The organism is Streptococcus sp. KCJ4932, from assembly GCF_004352745.1.
In the GTDB taxonomy this organism is placed as follows: Bacteria; Bacillota; Bacilli; order Lactobacillales; family Streptococcaceae; genus Streptococcus; species Streptococcus ruminicola.
The window spans coordinates 37,425-60,348 of sequence record NZ_SJWW01000013.1 but is presented as its reverse complement, the minus strand read 5'-3'; the positions used below and the strand labels follow the sequence as shown (position 1 = coordinate 60,348).

Annotated in this window: 21 protein-coding genes; 2 read left to right on the top strand and 19 right to left on the bottom strand. The window is 38.0% G+C overall.

Translation table 11 applies throughout. From position 1 onward, the window contains the following. Positions 1–9 precede the first annotated feature (9 nt). The 7 genes from gatB to E0E02_RS06810 all read right to left on the bottom strand — a co-directional run bounded on the left by gatB (position 10) and on the right by E0E02_RS06810 (position 7,955). Positions 10–1,452, bottom strand: coding sequence for an Asp-tRNA(Asn)/Glu-tRNA(Gln) amidotransferase subunit GatB (gatB, locus tag E0E02_RS06840; RefSeq protein WP_074560842.1), 1,443 nt, complete (start codon positions 1,450–1,452; stop codon positions 10–12). After that, on the bottom strand, positions 1,452–2,918 hold the full coding sequence (gatA, locus tag E0E02_RS06835; RefSeq protein WP_074564350.1) for an Asp-tRNA(Asn)/Glu-tRNA(Gln) amidotransferase subunit GatA: 1,467 nt from the start codon (positions 2,916–2,918) through the stop codon (positions 1,452–1,454). The genes gatB and gatA overlap by 1 nt, the downstream gene beginning before the upstream one ends. Then, positions 2,918–3,220, bottom strand: coding sequence for an Asp-tRNA(Asn)/Glu-tRNA(Gln) amidotransferase subunit GatC (gene gatC / locus E0E02_RS06830; RefSeq protein ID WP_006532958.1), 303 nt, complete (start codon positions 3,218–3,220; stop codon positions 2,918–2,920). Before gatC ends, gatA begins: the two co-directional genes overlap by 1 nt. 177 nt (positions 3,221–3,397) lie before the next feature. Further along, entirely contained in the window at positions 3,398–3,946 is a 549-nt protein-coding gene (locus E0E02_RS06825) for an isochorismatase family cysteine hydrolase (protein WP_004233137.1), read from the bottom strand. Continuing rightward, the gene (codY, locus tag E0E02_RS06820) at positions 3,946–4,731 is read right to left on the bottom strand and encodes a GTP-sensing pleiotropic transcriptional regulator CodY (RefSeq protein WP_006532961.1); all 786 of its coding nucleotides are present in this window, start codon (positions 4,729–4,731) and stop codon (positions 3,946–3,948) included. The genes E0E02_RS06825 and codY overlap by 1 nt, the downstream gene beginning before the upstream one ends. 206 nt (positions 4,732–4,937) lie before the next feature. After that, positions 4,938–6,152, bottom strand: coding sequence for a pyridoxal phosphate-dependent aminotransferase (locus E0E02_RS06815; protein ID WP_039696347.1), 1,215 nt, complete (start codon positions 6,150–6,152; stop codon positions 4,938–4,940). A gap of 36 nt (positions 6,153–6,188) precedes the next feature. Beyond that, positions 6,189–7,955 (bottom strand): glycerophosphodiester phosphodiesterase, encoded by a 1,767-nt coding sequence (locus E0E02_RS06810; protein ID WP_133018201.1) that lies wholly within the window; start codon positions 7,953–7,955, stop codon positions 6,189–6,191. 319 nt (positions 7,956–8,274) lie between these two features. Between E0E02_RS06810 and E0E02_RS06805 the strand changes: the two genes are divergently transcribed. Continuing rightward, positions 8,275–8,727 (top strand): universal stress protein, encoded by a 453-nt coding sequence (locus tag E0E02_RS06805; RefSeq protein WP_074560846.1) that lies wholly within the window; start codon positions 8,275–8,277, stop codon positions 8,725–8,727. 80 nt (positions 8,728–8,807) lie between these two features. On the opposite strand, the gene E0E02_RS06800 is transcribed toward E0E02_RS06805, so the two are convergent. After that, positions 8,808–10,211 carry a Cof-type HAD-IIB family hydrolase gene (locus E0E02_RS06800; protein WP_133018200.1) on the bottom strand — a complete coding sequence of 468 codons (1,404 nt, stop codon included), beginning with the start codon at positions 10,209–10,211 and terminating at the stop codon, positions 8,808–8,810. Positions 10,212–10,281: 70 nt separating this feature from the next. Here E0E02_RS06800 and E0E02_RS06795 point away from each other — a divergent pair, with 70 nt between their 5' ends. Then, positions 10,282–11,244 carry an asparaginase gene (locus E0E02_RS06795; protein ID WP_006532010.1) on the top strand — a complete coding sequence of 321 codons (963 nt, stop codon included), beginning with the start codon at positions 10,282–10,284 and terminating at the stop codon, positions 11,242–11,244. 48 nt (positions 11,245–11,292) lie between these two features. On the opposite strand, the gene E0E02_RS06790 is transcribed toward E0E02_RS06795, so the two are convergent. The 11 genes from E0E02_RS06790 to scrK form a co-directional block, all read right to left on the bottom strand. After that, complete coding sequence (locus E0E02_RS06790) at positions 11,293–11,502, bottom strand: helix-turn-helix transcriptional regulator (RefSeq protein ID WP_014335241.1); 210 nt, start codon at positions 11,500–11,502, stop codon at positions 11,293–11,295. Between the two features lie 11 nt (positions 11,503–11,513). Then, positions 11,514–11,726, bottom strand: coding sequence for a hypothetical protein (locus E0E02_RS06785; RefSeq protein WP_133018199.1), 213 nt, complete (start codon positions 11,724–11,726; stop codon positions 11,514–11,516). Between the two features lie 13 nt (positions 11,727–11,739). Next, positions 11,740–12,240, bottom strand: coding sequence for a DUF2975 domain-containing protein (locus E0E02_RS06780; protein ID WP_014335242.1), 501 nt, complete (start codon positions 12,238–12,240; stop codon positions 11,740–11,742). Between the two features lie 57 nt (positions 12,241–12,297). Beyond that, entirely contained in the window at positions 12,298–12,765 is a 468-nt protein-coding gene (locus E0E02_RS06775) for a hypothetical protein (RefSeq protein ID WP_074564359.1), read from the bottom strand. A 502-nt stretch (positions 12,766–13,267) separates the two neighbouring features. Next, positions 13,268–15,283, bottom strand: coding sequence for an ATP-dependent DNA helicase RecG (gene recG / locus E0E02_RS06770; RefSeq protein ID WP_133018198.1), 2,016 nt, complete (start codon positions 15,281–15,283; stop codon positions 13,268–13,270). Positions 15,284–15,368: 85 nt separating this feature from the next. Continuing rightward, entirely contained in the window at positions 15,369–16,475 is a 1,107-nt protein-coding gene (gene alr / locus E0E02_RS06765; RefSeq protein ID WP_074560853.1) for an alanine racemase, read from the bottom strand. A gap of 67 nt (positions 16,476–16,542) precedes the next feature. Next, the gene (gene acpS, locus E0E02_RS06760) at positions 16,543–16,902 is read right to left on the bottom strand and encodes a holo-ACP synthase (protein WP_006532004.1); all 360 of its coding nucleotides are present in this window, start codon (positions 16,900–16,902) and stop codon (positions 16,543–16,545) included. Between the two features lie 121 nt (positions 16,903–17,023). Further along, the gene (locus E0E02_RS06755) at positions 17,024–18,079 is read right to left on the bottom strand and encodes a 3-deoxy-7-phosphoheptulonate synthase (RefSeq protein WP_074482524.1); all 1,056 of its coding nucleotides are present in this window, start codon (positions 18,077–18,079) and stop codon (positions 17,024–17,026) included. A gap of 3 nt (positions 18,080–18,082) precedes the next feature. Continuing rightward, a complete protein-coding gene (locus E0E02_RS06750) occupies positions 18,083–19,114 on the bottom strand; it encodes a 3-deoxy-7-phosphoheptulonate synthase (protein WP_074564363.1) in 1,032 nt (343 codons plus the stop codon). A 95-nt stretch (positions 19,115–19,209) separates the two neighbouring features. Continuing rightward, on the bottom strand, positions 19,210–21,732 hold the full coding sequence (gene secA, locus E0E02_RS06745) for a preprotein translocase subunit SecA (protein WP_039696336.1): 2,523 nt from the start codon (positions 21,730–21,732) through the stop codon (positions 19,210–19,212). A 299-nt stretch (positions 21,733–22,031) separates the two neighbouring features. Then, positions 22,032–22,913, bottom strand: a complete 882-nt coding sequence (gene scrK, locus E0E02_RS06740) for a fructokinase ScrK (protein WP_074560855.1) — start codon at positions 22,911–22,913, stop codon at positions 22,032–22,034. Positions 22,914–22,924: the final 11 nt, after the last annotated feature.

Below are 22,924 nucleotides of genomic sequence, written 5' to 3'. Positions count from 1 at the left end.
TAAATGATTTTAGTCTTCTTTCAATTTTGCCAACTCTTGTGCCAATAATTTAAGAGCAACTTGTGGGTTTGCTTTACCTTTTGTGGCTTTCATCAAGAATCCAGTGAAGGCTTTATCAGCATTACGTTTACCTGACTTGAAGTCAGCAACGGCAGCTTCATTGTCTTCAAAGACTTGGTGGATAATTGGAATAAGCACTGCAGGGTCAGAAATTTGAACCAAACCAGCTTTTTCAACGTATTCACGCGCAGAACCACCATTTTTAGCCAAGTGAACAAAGACTTTCTTGGCAATTTTTGATGAAATGGTACCATCAGCAATGATAGCAAGCATTTCAACAAGGTTTTCTGGTGTTAACAAGATTTCAGAAAGTGTTTTGTTTTCGCTGTTAAGGAATTGAGCCACTTCACCTTGCAACCAGTTAGAAACGTGTTTAGCATCACCACCAAGAGCTACTGCACTTTCAAAGAAATCAGAAGTTGCTTTTGTTGCAGTTAATTGAGCAGCATCGTAAGCTGTCAAGCCAAATTCATTAATGTATTTAGCACGACGTTCTTTTGGAAACTCTGGAAGAGTTTGACGCATTTCTTCAATCCATTCGTCAGACACTTCGTAAAGTGGTAGATCTGGTTCTGGGAAGTAACGGTAATCTGATGCACCTTCTTTGACACGCATCAAAATTGTTTCACCAGTTGATTCATCGTAACGGCGAGTTTCTTGTTGGATTTGGCCACCTGAACGAAGCACTTGCGCTTGACGTTTTTGCTCGTAGATAAGTCCTTTACGCACATTGTTAAATGAGTTCAAGTTTTTCAACTCAGCTTTTGTACCAAATTCTTCTTGACCATAAGGGCGAAGAGAAATGTTGGCATCCACACGCATAGAACCTTCTTCCATCTTAACGTCAGAAATACCAGTGTATTGGATAACTTCTTTAAGAGCAGTTAGGTAAGCATAAGCTTCTTCTGGCGAACGCATATCAGCTTCAGATACGATTTCGATAAGTGGCACACCTTGACGGTTAAGGTCAACATATGAGTAACCATCAGTACCGTGAGTGTTTTTACCAGCATCTTCTTCCAAGTGAGCACGTTCGATACGAATTTTCTTAGTTGAACCATCTTCAAGTTCAATTTCAATCCAACCATTGTATCCAATTGGTTCATCAAATTGTGAAATTTGGTAAGCTTTTGGATTATCAGGATAGAAATAGTTTTTACGGTCAAAGTGCATGTTTTGGTGAATGTCCATGTTAAGGGCTAGTGCTGCTTTAATACCAGCGTCGATAACACCTTTATTCATAACAGGAAGAACACCTGGGAATGACCAGTCGATAACGTTTGTGTTTGTATTTTGGTCGTTACCAAAATGTGTTGATGTCGGTGAAAAAATCTTTGAATTAGTATTTAACTCAACGTGGACTTCAAGCCCGATGACTGTTTCAAAGTTCATTATTTGTCACCTCCAAAAATAACGGGTTGTTGTTTATGATAATCAGTTGTTGCTTCAAAAGCAGCGGCCGCTTGATAGATTGTTTCTTCGCTGTATTTAGGACCAATCAATTGCATACCAACTGGAAGACCTTGAGCAAATCCTGCAGGAATTGAAATACCTGGAAGACCAGCCAAGTTAACAGGAATTGTCAAAATATCGGCCAAGTACATAGAAACAGGATCGTGGTTAAGAGTATCTAAACCGAAGGCTACGCTTGGAGCTGTTGGACCTAAGATAAGATCGTAGTCAGCAAAGATTTTTTCGAAGTCACGAATAATCAATGTACGAACTTGACCAGCTTTTTTGAAGTAAGCATCATAGTAACCTGATGACAAGCTAAATGTACCAAGCATGATACGACGTTTCACTTCATCACCAAATCCTTCACTACGAGTGTTCACGTAGATGTCTTCAAGGTTGTTGTAGTTTTCAGTGCGGTAACCATAACGAATACCATCGAAACGTTGCAAGTTTGAAGAAGCTTCTGATGACGCGATGATATAGTAAACTGCTACACCGTATTTACTGTGTGGAAGACTAACTTCTTCAACAGTAGCACCAAGTTTTTCAAAGTGTTTAGCAGCGTTTAGAATTGTTTCTTTAACTTCTGGGTCGATACCTTCACCAAGATATTCTTTTGGAAGGGCAATCTTCATGCCTTTAATATCTTGACCGATTTTACCAGTAAAATCAGGAACTTCACGGTTAGATGATGTCGCATCTTTAGCATCATGACCAGCAATAACGTTCAACAATTGCGCATTTTCTTTAACAGTTTGGGCAAATGGACCAATTTGGTCAAGTGAGCTACCAAATGCAATCAAACCAAAACGTGAAACACGTCCGTAAGTTGGTTTCAAACCAACAACACCATTGAAGGCTGCAGGTTGGCGAATAGAACCACCAGTATCAGAACCAAGTGACAAACGAACTTGACCTGAGGCAACAGCTGTTGCAGAACCACCAGATGATCCACCAGGAACTTTAGTTTGATCCCAAGCATTTTTAGTTTTCTTGAAGTATGATGTTTCAGTTGAACCACCCATGGCAAATTCGTCCATGTTTGTTTTACCGATAACCACCATATCTTTGCCGTAAAGTTTTTCAACAGCTGTCGCATCAAAAATTGGTTCGTAGTTATAAAGCATTTTAGATGCTGCAGTTGTCAAAATACCACGTGTTGAAATGTTATCTTTAACAGCCAAAGGAATACCTGACATCACATTATCAGCATCAATTCCTTTTTCATCGATAGCTTTTGCTTGTGCAAGCGCAGCTTCTTCAGAAACAGTGATGAAAGAATCTACGGCTGCTTCGCGTTCTTTAATATCTTCAAGGGTTGCTTTTGTTAATTCAACCGCTGAAATTTCTTTATTGACAAGAAGGTCATGCAACTCATCAATTGATTTTGTATTAAATGACATTAAGCATCTCCTCCGTCTTCTAGAATAGCAGGAACTTTAATATAGTAATTTTCAGATTGAGGCACGTTTTTAAAGAGCTCATCACGATCATCACCAGCTACTGCAACGTCTTCACGCATAACAGTCTTACGATCTGCCATTGTCGTTGTTACAGGGACACCCTCTGTATCAACTTCGTTCAAGAGTTCTACCATATCGACAATCTTAGACAAAGTTGTCGCAAATTCTGTTGTTTCTTCTTCAGAAAATGACAATTTTGACAGATTTGCTACATGACGAACTTCTTCTTCAGAAATTTTCATCTCTATCTCTCCTTGATTAAATTAAATCGTAAACCAAATTTACAACATAGTCCCTAAAATTATATCATATTTTACTTTTCTTTAACATGTAAAAGAAAGGGAGAAAGCTCTTTCCAGAGAATTTTTCACACTTTTCTTCTAAAGCAAAAAAAGAAGTGGTCATCCACTTCTTTCAACTTAAATAATCTTTGCACCTAAAACATTTTTGAAATGATTTAAAGCAAACTGATGATTTTCTTGTGTTAAGCTCGCTACTGCCGCAGCAGGAATCTCAATATCATACCCAAGATTATAGGCATCAATAGCTGTGTGTAATACACAAATATCCGTTAGAACACCTGTCAAAACTACTGTTGTGATACGACGTTCACGGAGTCGAATATCTAAATCAGTCCCTGAAAAAGCTGAATAATGACGTTTATCCATCCAAAAGACACGTTGATCTGACTGGATTGTTTCATACAAGTCGGCTAGTTTACCATACAAATCACGTCCACTTGTCCCCTTGATATTATGTGGCGGGAACAATTTTGCTTCTGGATGAAAATCATCACCTTCATCATGAGCATCAATGGCAAAGAAGATATAGTCTCCAGCTTCATACGCTTCTTTAGTTACTCGGACAATATCATCTTCAATAGCTTGCGCTGGTTTTCCAGCAGTCAATTTACCATCGTCAGCTACAAAATCGTAGGTATAATCAATTGAAATAAGAGCTTTTGTCATTAATTATATTCCTTTAATTTGTCGAAGATACCTTCATTGATGACTTTAAGGTATGTACCTTTCATACCCAATGAACGGCTTTCGATGATACCTGCTGATTCCAATTTACGAAGGGCATTAACGATAACTGAACGTGTAATACCGATACGGTCAGCGATAACTGACGCAGTCAAGCGACCTTCAGTTCCGTCCAATTCACCCAAAATAGCAGATACAGCTTTCATTTCAGAATATGAAAGTGTGTTGATAGCCATGTTAACGGCTGTTTGTTTACGGATTGTTTCTTCAAGATTTTCAGTTTGAAGATTAAGCAATTGAATACCAACTACTGTAGAGGCGATTTCAACAAGGATCAAATCGTCTTCTGAGAATTCTTCATCGTTACGCCAGATGATAAGAGAACCAAGGCGCATACCACCACCATAAATTGGGGCGATTGTTGTCAATCCATCAGGATAGATATCTTTTGATTCAACTGGGAAAATTGTCAAATCATTATCTACAGACAAGTTAGCTTCAGTATCGTAAACACGACTAGCTGCTTTTACATAACTTTCTGGGAATTGTTTTGCTTGAAAGAATTCCTCAACACGGTCAGTATTAGTTTTGTATTTCATTGCATAACCAAGAAGGGTTCCTCCCCCATTGATGATGCAAGAGTTACAATCAATAATGTCAGCAAGTTGAGCGGCCATTGTGTTATATGGCAATTCAGTATCTAGGCTGTCAACAGAGCGTTGCAAAATTGATGTAATCTTACGTGTTTTTTCTAATAAATTCGGCATTTTCTACTTCCTTTGCGTTATTTGCGTTACAATTATATCAAAGGAACCCTTATTTTGCAAACAATTATCAGAAAATTTCTGTATCTTCTGACATTTTTGTAAGCGGATACTTTTTAACCTGAATTTAATTAAAAAAATTCATTAGAACGTTCGCTTTTAAAGCCTTATCAAGCTAAAAAAGCGATATCATTCTAATGAATTAATCCTTAACGTTTGTACTGACTAAGAACGCGTGTTAGCTTCTCTTGAACCTCAGCTAATTCTTCAACACGTGGCAAATAGACAATTCGGAAGTGGTCAGGTTCATTCCAGTTGAAACCTTTACCTGGAACCAACATGACTTTTTCTTGTTTTAGCAGTTCTAAACAGAACTGTTCATCGTCATCAATTTGATACATGTCACGGTCGATTTTAGGGAAAATGTAAAGTCCTGCTTCTGGTTTCACTGCAGACAAACCAGGGACTTCATTTACTGCTTTATAAATAAAGTTACGTTGTTCATAGATACGACCACCAGGAATCAAAAGTTCATCGACTGATTGATAACCACCTAGAGAAGTCTGAACAACATTTTGTCCTAAGACGTTTGCGCAAAGACGCATATTGGCTAACATGTTAAGTCCTTCAATGTATCCTTTAACGTTTTGTTTTGGACCTGATAGGACCATCCAACCAACACGAAAACCACAAATTCGGTGAGATTTTGATAAACCATTCATTGACACGCAGAAAACGTCTGGTGCTAAGCTAGCAATGGCAGTATGTTTTTTGCCATCCATAACCAAACGGTCATAGATTTCATCTGCAAAAATAATCAAGTCATTTTGACGAGCAATTTCCACGATTTCTTTCAAAAGGTCATCGGGATACAAAGCACCTGTTGGGTTATTTGGATTAATGATAACAATGGCTTTGGTATTTGATGTGATTTTGGATTTGATGTCATCAATATCAGGATACCAATTAGCTTGTTCATCACAAAGGTAATGCACGGCATTTCCCCCAGCAAGGCTGACACAAGCTGTCCATAATGGGTAATCAGGCATTGGCACCAAGACTTCATCACCATCATCAAGAAGGGCTTGAAGTGACATTGAGATAAGCTCAGAGACACCATTTCCTAGATAAATATCATCGATATCCACATGTGGAAATCCTTTTAACTGACAGTATTGCATGATAGCTTTACGAGCAGAAAAAATCCCTTTACTATCAGAATACCCTTCACTATTACGAGCGTGAGCAATCAAGTCACGGATAACCTCATCTGGCGCTTGAAAGCCAAAGGCAGCTGGGTTTCCGGTATTAAGGCGAAGAATTTTCTCACCGTTAGCAATCATACGATTGGCTTCATCAAGAATTGGCCCACGAATATCGTATGCAACATGTTCTAGCTTTGAAGATTTATCAAATATTTTCATAGATTTTACCTCGTTTCAAACATTATAAACTTTCCTTTATAATTTTTCAATCCAAGAAAGATTCGTTAATCGTAAAAAATAATCAAGATAACTGTCATCAGCTGCCAGCTCTTTTTCAATTTTCCGAACGCTAGCTGTATAGTCTGTAATAACGCCGTCTGTACTCGTTTCTAAGTACCTTTCAATATCGTCTCTAGAATTGATTGTCCAGACGTAGATTTTCTTACCATTTTGGTGAGCTTTACGCGCTAGAAGTTCATTGTAAGAGAAGTCTTCAATTGCATAAAAATCCACTTTTTGACTTATAAAATCACCCAGTTGGAAGGAAATGGTGTGACCAGACTGAATAGCAGAATCAAGCCTTTTGACCTTCTCAATAGTTTTCAAGTCAGATGACATAACCAGATAAGAAGAGGCAACATGCAACTCCTTCATTTTATCCACAAAGAGTTGCTCATAATTGTCAGGTTCATTTCCAGTTGGTTTTAACTCCACCAACAACTTAATACCTAGTTGTTTCGCCTTAGCCACATAGTCTTCAAAAGAAACCAAGTGTGACTCATGACCATTTTGTTTTATCTTCAAACCAAGGATATCTTCAGCTTGTGATTGAGAAATCGTAATATTTTTCCCTGTCAGACGTTTAAGATTATCATCATGACTGACAATAAAATGACCATCTTTTGATAAGATAATATCTAATTCTGAATAAGTCGCCCCTGCCTTGGCAGCTGCTTCTAAAGACTCTAAAGAGTTTTCAACACCTTGAGAAACCATGCCTCTGTGTCCGATAACGGATAAGTTTTTTGAAGGTCCTCCAGAAGCTTTCAAAGCGTTGTATGTAAAATTAATACCACCAATAACTAGTAAAAGTCCAGTCAAAGCTAACATGCAATGTCGCTTTTTATTTTCTTTTATCGGCAGCTTTTGAGAAGCTTCGTCGTCAAAACCTTTTAATAAATAGGAAAGAAAAGCTAACTTGAAGACCAAACGTCCTGCAAAAAGAACACCCCAAACAAATGATAAAAATAGCGTCTCAACCCAAAAAGTCTTCTCACTGCCATCAACCAAAGCTGCTAAGCCAATTCCCGCAGCACTTAAAAGGCTGATAATAGCCACGATAATTAAAATAACAGAAGCAAAGCCCAACACTCGAAAGATTTTCGTTCCCCTAGTCAACCACCAAGATTCTTTCAATGCAACCGCAAAGCGATTGTCTTTCTTAGTCACCGCCAAAGGAAGGGCGTAGATAAAACGAAGATTGAGGTAAGCAAAGATAGCATATAATCCAAAATAAATTATTTTTCCATTTGTGGATTTCACCAGCTCTCCAGAAATAAAATTAGGAACATAAAGATTTTCTAACAAAGCTGATGACACCAAAAATTCTACAAAAGGAATTGTTAATATCAAATAGAAGAGAAAAGCTAAAAAATGCCAACCTGAAATAGATTTTAAAAAATGATAGCTTCTTTCCTTAAAATAAGAAAGTCCCACTCCTAATTTAGCTTCCTTACACTCAATGATTTCTACTAATAAAGAGAATTCTAGATAAACCAAGAATGCGAGCAACAAAAAATACACAAAAAGGACAGCTAGAGTTAGAGGATTCGTTAAAAAGCTTACGATATTATCCGTTGTCATTCCTGGAATATTTGAACTAATCAAGATAACTCTTAAAATAAGGGACAATCCATAAGCGCCAATTGTCGTCATTAAAAACTGGAGAATACTTGTTCTTAAGACATAAATATACTTGTGTTGATTCAAATCTTTTAAAACCGATTTTATATCTTTAATCATACTTTTCCTCACTTTTACCATTATAGCAAAAATATTCAGAAAAATTCCTTAAACGCTTTCATTTTTCAACCAAATAGAGTATAATAATTTTAGGGATATTTCTTATGATAATTGTAAGCGGTTAACGTTTGATTATCTTATCCCGACTAGCTTATTAAAATTATTGATATGGGCAGGAAGTTTGGAATGCGCAAGGCTGTTAACTTACTAACAGCTGACGGATAACTAACCTTAGTTCTCGATAAAAACCAAGATTTCTTACCAGTCTACGTTTTCGCTCACTTTTACGCTCTTGCTAGCATAATTAAGGAGGCAGCTTATGTCACATCATTATGAAAAAATCCTAATTGCTATTGATGGTTCTTACGAATCAGAATTGGCTTTTGAAAAAGGGGTAAACATTGCACTTCGCAATAACGCAGAGTTACTACTTACACATGTCATTGATACACGCGCTTTGCAAAGCGTAGCTACTTTCGATACTTACGTCTATGAAAAACTCGAACAAGAAGCTAAAGAAGTATTGGATGACTACGAAAAACAAGCTCGCGATAAAGGATTAACTAAAATCAAACAAGTTATTGAATTTGGTAATCCAAAAACACTCCTAGCTCGTGATATTCCTGATAAAGAAAAAGCTGATTTGATTATGGTCGGAGCAACTGGTCTTAATACCTTTGAACGACTTCTTATCGGTTCTTCATCAGAATACATTATGCGCCATGCAAAAGTCGATTTGCTAGTTGTTCGTGATAGCGAAAAGACATTCTAAGTCTTGAGTAATATCAATTCTCTTTAATAATAATAATTTTTAATCAACTATTCTATAATTACGAAAAAAGCCAAGTTAGTCTAATGACTAGCTTGGTTTCTTTTTTTACGATTTAATGATTTTTGAATTTGTCGGTCCAACTCACGTTTAATTGCTGGTTCTGGTGCAAATTTTTCTTCCCAATCATCTGGTTTTAAAATCTTATGTGTAACTGGATCAAAGTGTGCTTGACCATCAGGGAAGATTTTTCCCATATTTGATTCATGAACAATATCAAAGAAAGGTTTTGGGTCAACTCCCATTAAAACAAAGGAACCATAAGTCAAATACAACAAATCCGTCAAAGCATCCACCTGACCAACAAGTGGTGTCTCAGGATGTTCTTTACTTTTAATTTTATGAACAGCTTTATCCACAGCTTCATGCAAATTGGCTACAGATTGTTGGAAAGCTTGTGGATTACCTTTACTTGTCGCATATAAGAACTCGACAATCTCTTCAACCTTGAAGTCTGAGCGATGATCAGCTTCTTCGACACCATAAAGTCGTGGTGTCTCGCAAGTTTCTCCGTCCATTTGATGGTGGAAATCTTTGACTTTATTGAAGTTGTCATCTTGACTATCAAAGCGTTCACCAACTTCAACATGAATCAAACCGTAGTGAGCTAAGGCTTTTGAAATACCATCATTGTTGTTAGTATCTGTTGTATAAGTTGCTACGGACTTGACAGACTCAATAGCATTTCCCATGGCAACGCCAGTGCCGACACCAGATAACATTTCAATATCATTATCAGAATCACCAAAGGCCATGACCTCATCTAGGCTAAAGCCAAACATCTCACCGACTCGCTCAATTCCTTTGACTTTGGATTGCCCTTTTGAAATCAAGTCAGCTGAATAAGGGCTACTACGTGTGACTTTAATATAAGGAAAAGCATTTTGAATATTAGCTGTTTCACCTTCAGTTGCCACAAACACCACTTGATAAATCGGTTGACGCATAATCGCCAATAACCCATTTAAATTTTGTGGTTTGAAACGTCGGATAAAGTGTTTAAAACTGCGCTCCACCGCTTTTGCCCAACGTTTCGGAACAAGGGTGCTGACAACTTGACCAAAGCGACTTGTCCCCATGTTGATAATACGAGAGCCTACCAAACCTGAAGCTGTTCCCAGAGAGATTTCACGGCGATGATCATTGGCATAACGAATCAAACGATAAACCGTCGAAACAGCCATTTGATTATGATAAAGCACCTGATCTCGTGTAAAAATGTATTGACCATTATAAGAAATCGCAAAATCCAAACCAAGATTTTCTAGATATGGTTGCACAAAACCTGGACCACGTCCCGTTGCCACTCCCACAAAAATTCCTTGTTTTTTCAAACTATTTATAGCTTTCAAGGTCGATTGTTGCACATTCTTACGATCATTCAAAAGTGTCCCATCAATATCAAAAAATACTGCTTTTATTGCCAAACCGTTTCTCGCCCTCCCTCTTTATGTTAAAATAGATTATATCACATTTTTAAAAGGAAGTTTTATTGTCATGAAAAAAATCCTTGTCTTGCACACAGGTGGAACCATTTCAATGCAGGCTGACGAAGCTGGCCATGTCCGCCCAGAAAATGATAATCCGATGAATCATGTCGGTGTTAATCTCGATAATATCCAAGTGACAGCACTTGATTTTTTTAATGTTCCAAGTCCTCACATCACACCAAAACACATGTTAAAACTCTATCAAAAAATTAAAGAGGAAGCTGACAACTTTGATGGTGTGGTTATCACTCACGGAACAGATACTCTTGAAGAAACAGCTTATTTCCTTGATACCATGGAAGTTCCTAACATCCCAATCGTGCTCACTGGTGCCATGCGCTCATCAAATGAACTAGGGAGTGACGGTGTTTACAATTACCTCAGCGCCCTTCGTGTTGCGAGTCACGAAAAAGCAGTTGGTAAAGGCGTTTTAGTGGTCATGAACGATGAAATTCACGCCGCAAAATACGTGACAAAAACTCATACTACTAACGTTTCAACCTTTAAAACACCAATCCATGGACCCTTAGGCATCATCATGAAACACGATATCCTCTTCTTCCGAACAGCTGAGCCACGTGTTCGTTTTGACTTACAAGATATTTCAGGTACTGTTCCAATTATCAGAGCCTATGCTGGTATGGGTGGCGATGGTATCATTAGCTTCCTTAATCCAAGCAACGTTCAAGGTGTGGTCATCGAAGCACTTGGTGCTGGAAACATGCCACCACGCGCTGCTGAAGAAATCTACGACCTCATCAAGCAAGGCGTCCCTGTTGTCCTTGTCTCACGTTGCTTTAACGGAATTGCTGAACCTGTTTATGCCTACGAAGGAGGCGGCGTTCAACTCGCTAACGCTGGGGTTATGTTCGTCAAAGAGCTCAATGCCCAAAAAGCCCGCTTAAAACTTCTCATCGCTTTAAATGCAGGTCTAAAAGGACAAGAATTAAAAGAATACATCGAAGGTTAATCACCTGATTAACGCTAAAAAGCTGAAGCATTTGCTTCAGCTTTTTTATTACTCTTCATCAGGAATGTATTCTAAAATATCACCAGGTTGGCAGCCTAACTCACGACAAATCGCATCTAGTGTCGTTAAACGAACCGCTTTTGCTTTACCTGTTTTTAGGATAGAGAGATTAGCATTTGTAATACCGATACGTTCAGCTAATTCACCTGATTTCATTTTTCGTTTTGCTAATTCAACATCAAGATTAATTTGAATCATATGACTACCTCCTAATCATCGTTCTTAATTATTGTTTTCGAAAAAGGGGTATGATGTGTTTGAATAAAATCTGCTAAGTTTTGTTCGTTGCAATTACTGTCATCTTCAAGGTTAACATATCCATAAGTTGTAGTAACCTCATTATTTATTACAGCCTGCGCTACTGTAAAAAGTCCTAAAATTGCAAAAGACAGCAAGAGAGTATTTTTTAATTTCTTATTCATGACAACACCTACCTTAAATTGTAAATTCATTTTCTTCAGCAATAACAACAGCTTTCTCAAGGAGCTTAGCAAAAACCCAAATCAAAAGTGATGCAAAAATAAACGTTAAGTTAATGAAACCTGATCCATTAACAGCTAGAACTGCTTCAGAACCACCATCAAATGATGCTAAAAGTAAGAAAAGACTAGCACGCTTAGCTAATGAAACATTTTCTGTTATAAAAATTTTATCAGCAATTAAATTCTTTAAAAACTTGCGAATCGTACCTAAAAGTAAAAACATCATGATAGTACTGTACAACACGGTAAGCAAAGAAATATAATCAAATGTTCCACTCATCAACGTGAAACTCCAACCATTACTAAATTCATGGTATCCAACAAATGAATTATGACTTAAGAAAATCGAAAGAATTCCTCCTGCTAAAAGAATAATTATCCCCAAAATATTAACACCATATAGGAAAGTCACAAAGTTTAAAATGTATTTAAATTTTTTATTATCATTTTTCATAATAAAATCTCCTCTTAAAGTTAATTGATAATTGGCAAAATGACGATGATTCTTGGGTTAGGCCACGTGACGTCCACGTAGGTATTTAACAAGTAGAAAAGCAAGGCAGAAATAAGCGCAAATTGAAAAATCAAAAACAAGTTGAGCTTGATGCATTGATGTTGATAAAAAGTTTTGAAGAAATGATACAAAGAATGTGTAGAGACTAGCTTGTTTTAAGAAGCGGTATGTTTTGTCAGCTAGTACTTCTTTTACAGTGAAGTTTGCAATGAAGTGTTTGAGTTTTGTCAATCCGTAAATCATGGCACTGTTTGTCAAGATTGTCAGTGCTGTTACTAGCCAAGTGTTGGTATCTTTTCCGATCGCCCATTCAATCACACCGTATTGTCCAACGGCTTTAGTATCGTAGCCATAAACATGTGAAACCAAATCCGCAAGGATTGTTAAGACTAAAACGACATTTGTAAGATTGATAGCAACTTTAGCGACTGTTTTGACGATGTTTTCGATAGTTTTTGTGTTCATGATAAATCTCCTAAAAAATGTTTTCCTATTGGATTTGTGGTTGAGCTCAATTGTTAAATCCGTTTTGCGATATTAAATTATTCTTTTTCGAAAATCTTTTATCGTTTTTCGATATATTTAGTATACCACAAGTTTTTCGTTTTGCAACACTTTTTTATCGAAAATCGATATTTTTTTATTTTTTTGCGTAATTTTTAACGATTTTATCCAAAATCAAGGGCTTTTCCTAACAAATGCCACTAAAAAAAGCCCAGTCACATTCGACTGAGCCAATTATCACTATGGTCTTATGTCTTTTGAGGATTTTACTGCCATAGCATTTATCAAAAAAGAGTCCTCTTTTTTCAGCCTACTTTCCGTAAGCTGGTTTCTCGTCAATTTTTTTAGCAAATGTCATCTTATAAGTTACGTTTATTATCATAAGCTTACCTCATCTTTCATTTGGTAAAGCCATTATAAAAAGGAAAGCTTAAGCTTTCCTTGTAGAAATCTTTCATAAACCTTAATCAAAGTTACCTTTGTCTTTGAGATTTTGAGTGATGATTTGCCATTGTGGTTCTTGGCGCCAATTTGGATTTGAAACGATCTGGCTGGCAACTCGTCTAGCTTCTTCTAAAATATTATAGTCTTCCACAATATCTGCTACTTGAAATTCTGGAATTCCAGATTGTCGTGTTCCGAAAATTTCACCAGAGCCACGCATTTTAAGGTCAGCTTCAGCCAGTACAAAACCATCTGTGGTTTCTGTCATGATTTTCATGCGTTTTTTTCCTGTCTCAGTCTTTGGATTAGCAACCAAAATCGCATAAGATTGCTTATCACCACGCCCAACACGTCCGCGCAGCTGATGCAGCTGACTAAGTCCAAAACGATCAGCATCCATGATAATCATAATGGTTGCATTTGGCACATTGACCCCAACTTCAATCACTGTCGTTGAAACCAGAACTTGACTCTTTTGAGCTTTAAAGTCTTGCATGATAGCTTCTTTTTCTTCATTTTTCATACGACCATGCATCAAGGCAACATTGGCACAATCCGCAAAATACTCAGACAAATCTTCATGCAAAGCAATCGCATTTTTCAGATCAAGAGATTCAGATTCCTCAATCAAAGGTGAAATGACGTAAGCTTGCGCACCTTTTTGCAATTCCTTTTTGACCCAGTCAAGTACAACATCCAACTGCTCATGCTTGACCCAGCGTGTAATAATTGGTTTTCGCCCTGCAGGCAATTCATCAATAATGGAAACATCCATTTCACCAAAAGCAGTAATGGCAAGCGTACGTGGAATAGGCGTCGCTGTCATCATAAGCACATCAGGATTTTCGCCTTTTTCGCGGAAAATACGACGTTGATTAACCCCAAAACGGTGCTGCTCATCTGTAATAACAAGTCCAAGACGATGGTAGCTCACCGCATCTTGAATCAGCGCATGCGTTCCCACAATCATGTCCACAGAACCATCCGCAATCGCAGCAAGAGCAGCTTTTTTATTAGCTGCCTTCATACCTGATGTCAAAATAGCAATGGATAAATCAGGAAACAGCTGCGTTAAACTCTCAAAATGTTGTTCAGCCAAGATTTCTGTTGGCACCATCAAGGCTGACTGATAACCTGCCGTATAAGCCGCATACATAGCAAGACTTGCAACCACTGTCTTACCAGAACCAACATCCCCTTGCAAAAGACGGTTCATATGCCCACCAGAGCGCATATCAGACAAAATATCACTAAGGCTGCGCTTTTGCCCACCCGTCAAATCAAAAGGGAGACTCGCTATTTTATCAGTCACTTTTTGCTCATCGTAAGCAATCATAAGACCATTGGCTTCTGATTTATTATCTGCCTTCAAAGCTTGCAGATTCATTTGAAAATAAAAAAGTTCTTCAAACTTTATACGACGAAGGGCTTGTTTGTATTCTGCTAAATCCTTTGGAAAATGCATGGCTTCTGTTGCTCTTGCTCGACCTAATAATCGGTACTTATCCAAGAAAACTTGGGGTAGATTCTCAGGCAACCAATTTTGTGCACCTAGAGCAAAAGCGGCTTTTATAGCTTTAATCAAAGTATTTTGCGAAATACCCTGCGCCACACGGTAAACAGGCTGCATATCATCTTCAACCTGCGCTAAAATTTTCATACCAGTCACTGCTGATTTTAGAGCATCCCATTTTCCGAAAATGGCTATATCACTGCCAAGTTCCACTTTATCCGCCAAATAAGGCTGATTAAAAAAAGACACCGCGATAACGGCTTCGCCTTGTTTGATTTTAAAAGACAGGCGATTACGCTTATAGCCATAATATTGGACATTTGCTGGCGTTACCACTGTTCCGACAATAACAGCTTTTTCCCCGTCAACTAAATCTAAAACACTCTTGCTCTTAAAATCTTCATAACGAAAAGGATAATAAAGCAGCAAATCCTCAATCGTATAAATGTCTAATTTATGGAATTTTTCTGCCGACTTAGGACCTAAGCCTTTTAATTCCTCAATTGATGATTGTAAATTCATAAGACCTCACTTTGCTACTATTATAACAAAAAATAGATTCTAAATCGCCGTAAGAAAATCACGACAATCTAGAATCCTTTTTATCTTATTTTGAATAGAAACGTGGAATACGGTCACTTAGAAGACAAAGCACTTCATAATTGATAGTACCACGTTTTTGAGCCAAATCAGTAGCTGAAATAACCTTGTCACCTTCTTGACCAATCAAAGTTACTTTAGTTCCGATTGGGAATTTTTCTGGTAAGCGAATAGTGATTTGGTCCATTGACACGCGCCCAACGATTTCACAAAATTGTCCATTCACAAGAACTGAGAAACCTTGCAAATCACGAGTCCATCCATCAGCATAACCAATTGGAACAGTCGCAATATATTCTTCTTTTTGAGCTTTATAAGTTGCACCGTAACCAACAGTCGCACCAGCTGGAATTGTCTTCACGTGAACAAGAGCTGATTCCAAGCCAAGAGCTGGTTTAATCGGATATGGAAGAGCAATATCTGTTCCACTTGGATTCAATCCGTACATCACAATACCAAGACGAACGATATTGAAGATTGTTTCGCTGTGCCAGATACTTGTTGCTGAGTTACTAGCATGAACAAGAGCAGGTTTTTCACTCAAGTTGTTAACAATATTTGTGAAGAATGCCAATTGTTCGTTAAATTTAGTGTCATCAGCTTCATCGGCTGTAGCAAAGTGAGTGAAGATACCTTCCACATTAGCGCCAGCTTTTTTCAAGTTAGCCATTAAGCTTTCAGCTTCTTCAAGACTACGCACACCAATACGTCCCATACCAGAATCAACTTTCAAATGAACGTTAACCCCTTTAAGACTGATGTCTTGCTCATTTGCCAAATCAAGCCATTCTTGACTAGCCACTGTTAAGGTAATGTCATAATCACGCGCTAGAGCAACTTCATTAGGCATAATAACACCTAAGATTAAGATTGTTTCTTCAATACCTGCTTCACGAAGTTCAAGAGCTTCATCGACATTTGACACACAAAAACCGTCAACTAAGTGATGCACTGCTTGCGCAACCTTTTTAGCACCATGTCCATAAGCATTAGCTTTTACAACCGCAAAGGCTTTTTTCCCTTCTGGAATATTAGCTTTAACCGCCTCAATATTATCACAAATAGCCCCTAAATCAATTAAGGCTCTTGTTGGTCGGTGTAAACTTGAAATCATTTTTTCTCCTCCAAAGCTAGTAAAAAATTTCTCGATTAATCCTACTTTTCATTTTTCAAAAAACTTGTTACTCATCATCTTCTAAGATAACACTGGCTTGCACAAGATTCCCCGTATGAGAAAGTGAGATAAAGCATCTACCCGTAAACGGTGACTGGGTAATCTCAGGAGCACCAAGCTGATTGTTCAAAATTTCAATATCTTGAAAACCGAGTGTCCCAATTCCAGTTCCCATTGCCTTAGCGAAAGCTTCTTTTGCAGCCCAACGCCCTGCCAAAAATTCCATTTGCCTTTTCTCAGCCTTAAAACCTGAAAAAACTTGAAATTCTTTTTCTGTCAGCACGCGCTTTGCAAATCTATTATTCTTCTCATACGCTCGCTTGATTGCATCTATTTCTTGCAAGTCAATGCCATGACCAATAATCATACGTCTCCTTTGTGAAAAACGATTTTAAACCAAATCAAAACTCTTATCAGCTTAATCGCTTAATGATTTCCAAAACTAAGGAGCTGAGAAAAATCCCCAGCCCCATAGGTTATTCAATTAATTAGAATAGCAATTCCTCATAAGAATCATGACTTAAGGTTGCATGGATTTCACGAATCAATTTTTCAGTTTTATCCCATCCTAGACATGGGTCTGTGATCGATTTTCCAAATACCTCTGGTGTATCTTGGCGACCATCTTCCAAGTAAGATTCAATCATGAATCCACGTACATACTTGTTAATTTTATCACTCCAGTCGCGATTAATCAATGTTTGACGTACAATACGGATTTGTTCAAGATATTGTTTACCAGAATTGTCATGGTTCGTATCGATAACGATAAATGGATTTTCAAGTCCCATTTTTTCGTAATGAGCAATTGCTTTCAACAAGTCATCGTAATAGTAGTTTGGCACATTTTCGCCATGCTCAGTTAGTGCACCACGAAGAATCGCATGCGCCAATGGATTACCATCAGTTTCAACTTCTGCATTATGGTAGATGAAGTTTTGTTTATTTTGTGCAGCATAAATACCGTTAAACATCACGTTCAAATTACCAGATGTTGGATTTTTCATTCCTGCAGGGGCATCAATTCCAGAGGCAACAAAGCGGTGCTCTTGGTCTTCAACCGAACGAGCTCCAATAGCATGATATGACACCAAATCATCTACCAAGGTAAGGTTATCAGGATACAACATCTCATCTGCAGTCGTCAAACCAGTTTCTGTGATGACACGATAATGCAAATGACGAACAGCAGCAACACCATTAATCAAATCTGGAAGTTTTGACGTATCAGGCTGATGCATCAATCCTTTATAACCATCACCATTTGTACGCGGTTTTGCTGTATAAACACGCATGACAATGAAAATCTTATCTTTTACTTCTTCTTGAATTTTCGCCAAACGATGAGCGTATTCAAGTACAGCATCTTCATTATCAGATGAACATGGACCGATGACCAAGAGAATACGGTCATCTTCACCTTTGATGATCTTTGCCAATTCCGCATCACGCGCTTTTTTCTTAGCAAGAAAATCACCTTCTAATTTTGATAGTTCTTTGACTTGTGCAATATCAATTGTTGCACTCTTTTGATGTATTCCCATAAATTATTTACCTAGTGTATCGTAAATTTCGTGAACAAGTTTTTCAGTATTATCCCAACCAAGACATGGGTCTGTGATTGATTTACCAAAGACTTCAGGTTTGTCTTGACGTCCGTCTTCCAAGTATGATTCAATCATGAAACCACGAACGTATTTGTTGATTTTTTCATTCCAATCACGGTTAATCAATGTTTGACGGACAATACGAACTTGTTCTAAATATTGTTTTCCTGAGTTGTCATGGTTAGTATCGATAACGATAAATGGATTTTCAAGTCCCATTTTTTCGTATTGTTCAATAGTATCGATGACATTATCGTAGTAATAGTTTGGCACATTTTTACCGTATTCGTTAAGTGCACCACGAAGGATAGCATGTGCAAATGGATTACCAGATGTTTCTACTTCTTCACCGTTAAACAAGAATGATTGTTTATTTTGAGCGGCATAAATACCATTAAACATAACATTCAAGTTACCTGAAGTAGGATTTTTCATCCCTGTTGGGACACTAATGCCTGAAGCAACAAAGCGGTGTTGTTGGTCTTCAACTGAACGCGCACCAACAGCAATATAAGAAACCAAATCATCTACCAATGGAAGATTTTCTGGATAAAGCATTTCATCTGCTGTTGTTAAGCCAGTCTCTGAAATCACACGATAATGAAGGTGACGAACGGCTTTAATACCGTTAATCAAGCTTGGTGCTTCTGATGTATCAGGTTGGTGCATCAAACCTTTATAACCATCACCATTCGTACGTGGTTTTGCTGTGTAGACACGCATTACCATAAAGACACGGTCTTTAACTTCTTCTTGAAGTTTTGCCAAACGACGAGCGTATTCAAGCACAGCATCTTCATTATCAGATGAGCAAGGGCCGATGACCAAAAGAACTCGGTCATCTTCACCTTTAATGATAGCTTCTAGTTCGCGATCACGAGCTTCTTTTTTAGCTAGAACGTCACCAGTTAATTTTGATTCTTCTTTAAGAGCATCGAAATTAATCTTTTTACTTGTTGCTTTAAATGACATATATTTTCCCTCTCCTGAAATTAGTTAAGATTTCATATATTATACCATTTTCAAGAGGTTTTTCAATAAATTGTCAGAATTTTCTGTTGTCTTTTTTAAAAATGTTTGCGACCGTGGCAATTTTTGAATTTTTTACCTGATCCACATGGGCACAAATCGTTACGTTTAACGTTAGAGTAATCGATATCAGATTGTGCTTGAACATGTTGAGCAGAGATATTCTTTTCAGCCATAGTTGTCGCACGTTCAGTTGAGCGTTCACGTTCTTGTTGGTGAATTTGTGCTTTCATCATTGTACGTGTCACGTCAAATTCAATAGCACCAATCATAGCTTGGAACATACGGAAACCTTCTGATTGGTATTCAACAACAGGATTATTTTGAGCGTATCCACGCAAACCAACAGATTGACGCAATTGATCAAGCGCATCGATATGATCTGTCCACTTGTTATCCACAACCATCAAAATCAAAACTTTTTGGAATTCTTTAACAGCTTCTTCGTCGTGAAGCTTAGCGATTTGAGCATCGTAAACTGCCAAAGCACGTTTGTAAAGTTCTTCTTTGATTTCTTCAAAATCTAGATTTTCAAGGTCAGCTAGTTTGATAGAATCTTCCGCAACCAAGTTTGATTTAGCAAAATTCAAGATAGCCTTGATACCTTCTTCGCGGTCTGCACGGCTGTGAGCATCAACAGCACGATTAATTGTACGTTTAATCATTGCTTTAATTTCAGGTGCCAAATCACGGTCTGCTGTGATAACATCATGACGTTCAGCATAAATGATTTCACGTTGTTCACGCATCACATCATCGTATTGAAGGACTTGTTTACGCATATCGTAGTTGTTACCTTCAACACGTTTTTGAGCTGATTCCACTTGACGTGTGAGCATCTTAGATTTGATAACAGCTTCTTCTTCATCAAGGTTCATGCGATCAAGGAATGCTTTGATACGGTCTGAACCGAAACGACGCATCAAATCATCTTCAAGTGATAGATAGAATTGTGACTCACCTGGGTCACCTTGACGACCTGCACGTCCACGAAGCTGATTATCAATACGGCGGCTTTCGTGACGTTCTGTACCAATGACACAAAGGCCACCAAGTTCACGAACCCCTTCACCAAGTTTGATATCTGTACCACGACCAGCCATGTTGGTTGCAATTGTAACCGCACCGCGTTGACCAGCGTTCATGATGATTTGAGCTTCTTTAAAGTGGTTTTTAGCATTCAAGACTTCGTGTGGAATACCAGCTTCAACCAATTTTTTAGAAATAAGGTCTGATGTTTCAACGGCAACCGTACCAACCAAGACAGGTTGACCTTTAGCATGACGACGTTTAACATCTTCCACCACTGCTCGGAATTTAGAAGCAAGTGTTGGGTATAACAAATCTGGATGGTCAATACGTGCTACTGGTCGGTTTGTTGGAATTGGAATAATGCGCATGTTGTAAACTTCACGGAATTCCTCTTCTTCAGTTTTCGCTGTACCAGTCATACCTGCCAATTTTTTGTACATACGGAACATATTTTGGTAAGTAATTGAGGCACTTGTCTTAGATTCTTCCTGAATGCGCACGCCTTCTTTAGCTTCAATGGCTTGGTGCAAACCATCAGAGAAGCGACGACCTTCCATTGTACGTCCTGTAAATTGATCGACAATCAAGATTTCACCATTTTCACTAACCACATAATCAATGTCCAAAAGCATAATGTAGTTTGCACGAAGGGCATTGTCAATGTAGTGTGTTAAGGCAACATTTTCCAAATCGTAAAGATTTTCTAAGCGGAAATATTCCTCAGCTTTGTCGATACCACTATCAGTTAGACCGATTGTCTTTGTTGGTACATCGATGACGTAATCAACACTTTCAAGAGTCTTAACGAATTTATCAGCACGAACGTAAAGTTGGCTTGTTTCAGAAGTTACTTGACCTGAAACAATCAAAGGTGTTCTCGCTTCATCAATCAAAACTGAGTCAACTTCATCGACCAAAGCAAAGTTTAGTGGGCGTTGAACCATATCTTCTTGACGAACAACCATGTTATCACGAAGGTAGTCAAAACCGATTTCTGAGTTTGTAGAATAAGTGATATCACAGTTGTAGGCTTCACGTTTTTCATATGGTGATTTTGCAGACAAGTTGATCCCTACAGAAAGTCCCAACCAGCTATAAACTTCACCCATTTCAGTTGCGTCACGTGTTGCAAGGTATTCGTTGACCGTGATAACGTGAACCCCTTCACCAGCAAGGGCGTTAAGGTAAACTGGCATAGTCGCAGTCAATGTTTTACCTTCACCAGTACGCATTTCAGGCACGTCACCATTGTGCATTACAATACCACCCATGATTTGGACACGGTATGGGTAAAGACCAAGAACACGTTTAGCCGCTTCACGAACAACCGCAAAAGCTTCTGGCAATAATTGATCTAAGGTTTCACCATTTTGATATCGTTGTTGAAATTCTGGTGTTTTTGCTTTTAATTCTTCATCAGACAAAGCAGCCATCGCATCAGCGTATGACTCAACTTTCTTTGCAATTTTTTCTAATTTTCTTAATTCGCCTTTATCGTTTTCGATAACAGTTCGTAGAATATTTGCCATCCCAATTCCTTTCGATAAACTTATCATCACATTTTATCATAAAAAGCGCTCTATTACAAGAATGCGCTACCATTGCAGCTCTCTTCTACAAGCGATAAAAATGCCTTGATATTTTAGTTTTTTATTAATATCATTCTTAGTATTTTCTGAGTATTCACCTGCTACGATTATACTCTTTTTTCACCTTAACAACAAGAAAGCACTGTAATTCACAAGGAATTGTCAGCGTAAAAAAAGATTGAAGAATCATCCCAAATGGACTTTTCCTCAATCTCGCTAACATTTTGTTAATCAAGCGATTAACGTTCTGAAACTTTCTTAGCCAAAGCAAAGTTACCAAGAGTTGCAGAACCATTTTCAGCCACACCTGGTGTCACGATATATTCTGTAACATCTGGAACTGGAACATAATCATTCATCAAAGCTTTAAATTTATCACGAACACGTTTTAGCATGTGTTCTTGTGCCATAACACCACCACCAAAGACAATCACTTCTGGACGATAAAGAAGTGTTGCTTGAACAGCAGCTTGCGCAATGTAGTAAGCTTGAACATCCCAAACATCAGAGTTAAGTTCAATCAGTTCACCACGGATACCTGTACGTGCTTCAAGTGACGGACCTGCTGCCATACCTTCCAAGCAACCTTTGTGGAATGGGCAAACACCGTTGAAGTTTTTAGCAACATCTTGTGGGTGTGGAGCAACATACACGTGACCTGCTTCTGTGTGACCAAGACCACCGATAAATTGACCGTTTTGAATAGCTCCAGCACCAATACCAGTACCGATTGTGTAATAAACAAGGCTCTTAACACCTTTACGGACGATTGTTTCACCATAAGCTGAGCTGTTTACGTCAGTTGTAAAGTAGAATGGTACTTTAAAGTGTTTTGAAATTAAGCCAACCAAGTCAACATTAGCCCAATGTGGTTTTGGAGTTGTTGTGATGTAACCATAAGTTTTTGAATTTTCATCAACATCAATTGGCCCAAATGAACCAATAGCAATTCCTGCCAAATCTTCTTCAAAACGCTTGAAGAATGCTACTGTTTTATCAATTGTTTCATAAGGTGTTGTTGTTGGAAATTGAACTTTTTCTACAACTTGAAAATTTTCATCACCAACAGCACAAACAAATTTTGTTCCACCTGCTTCGACACTACCGTATAATTTAGTCATGTTATCTCCCT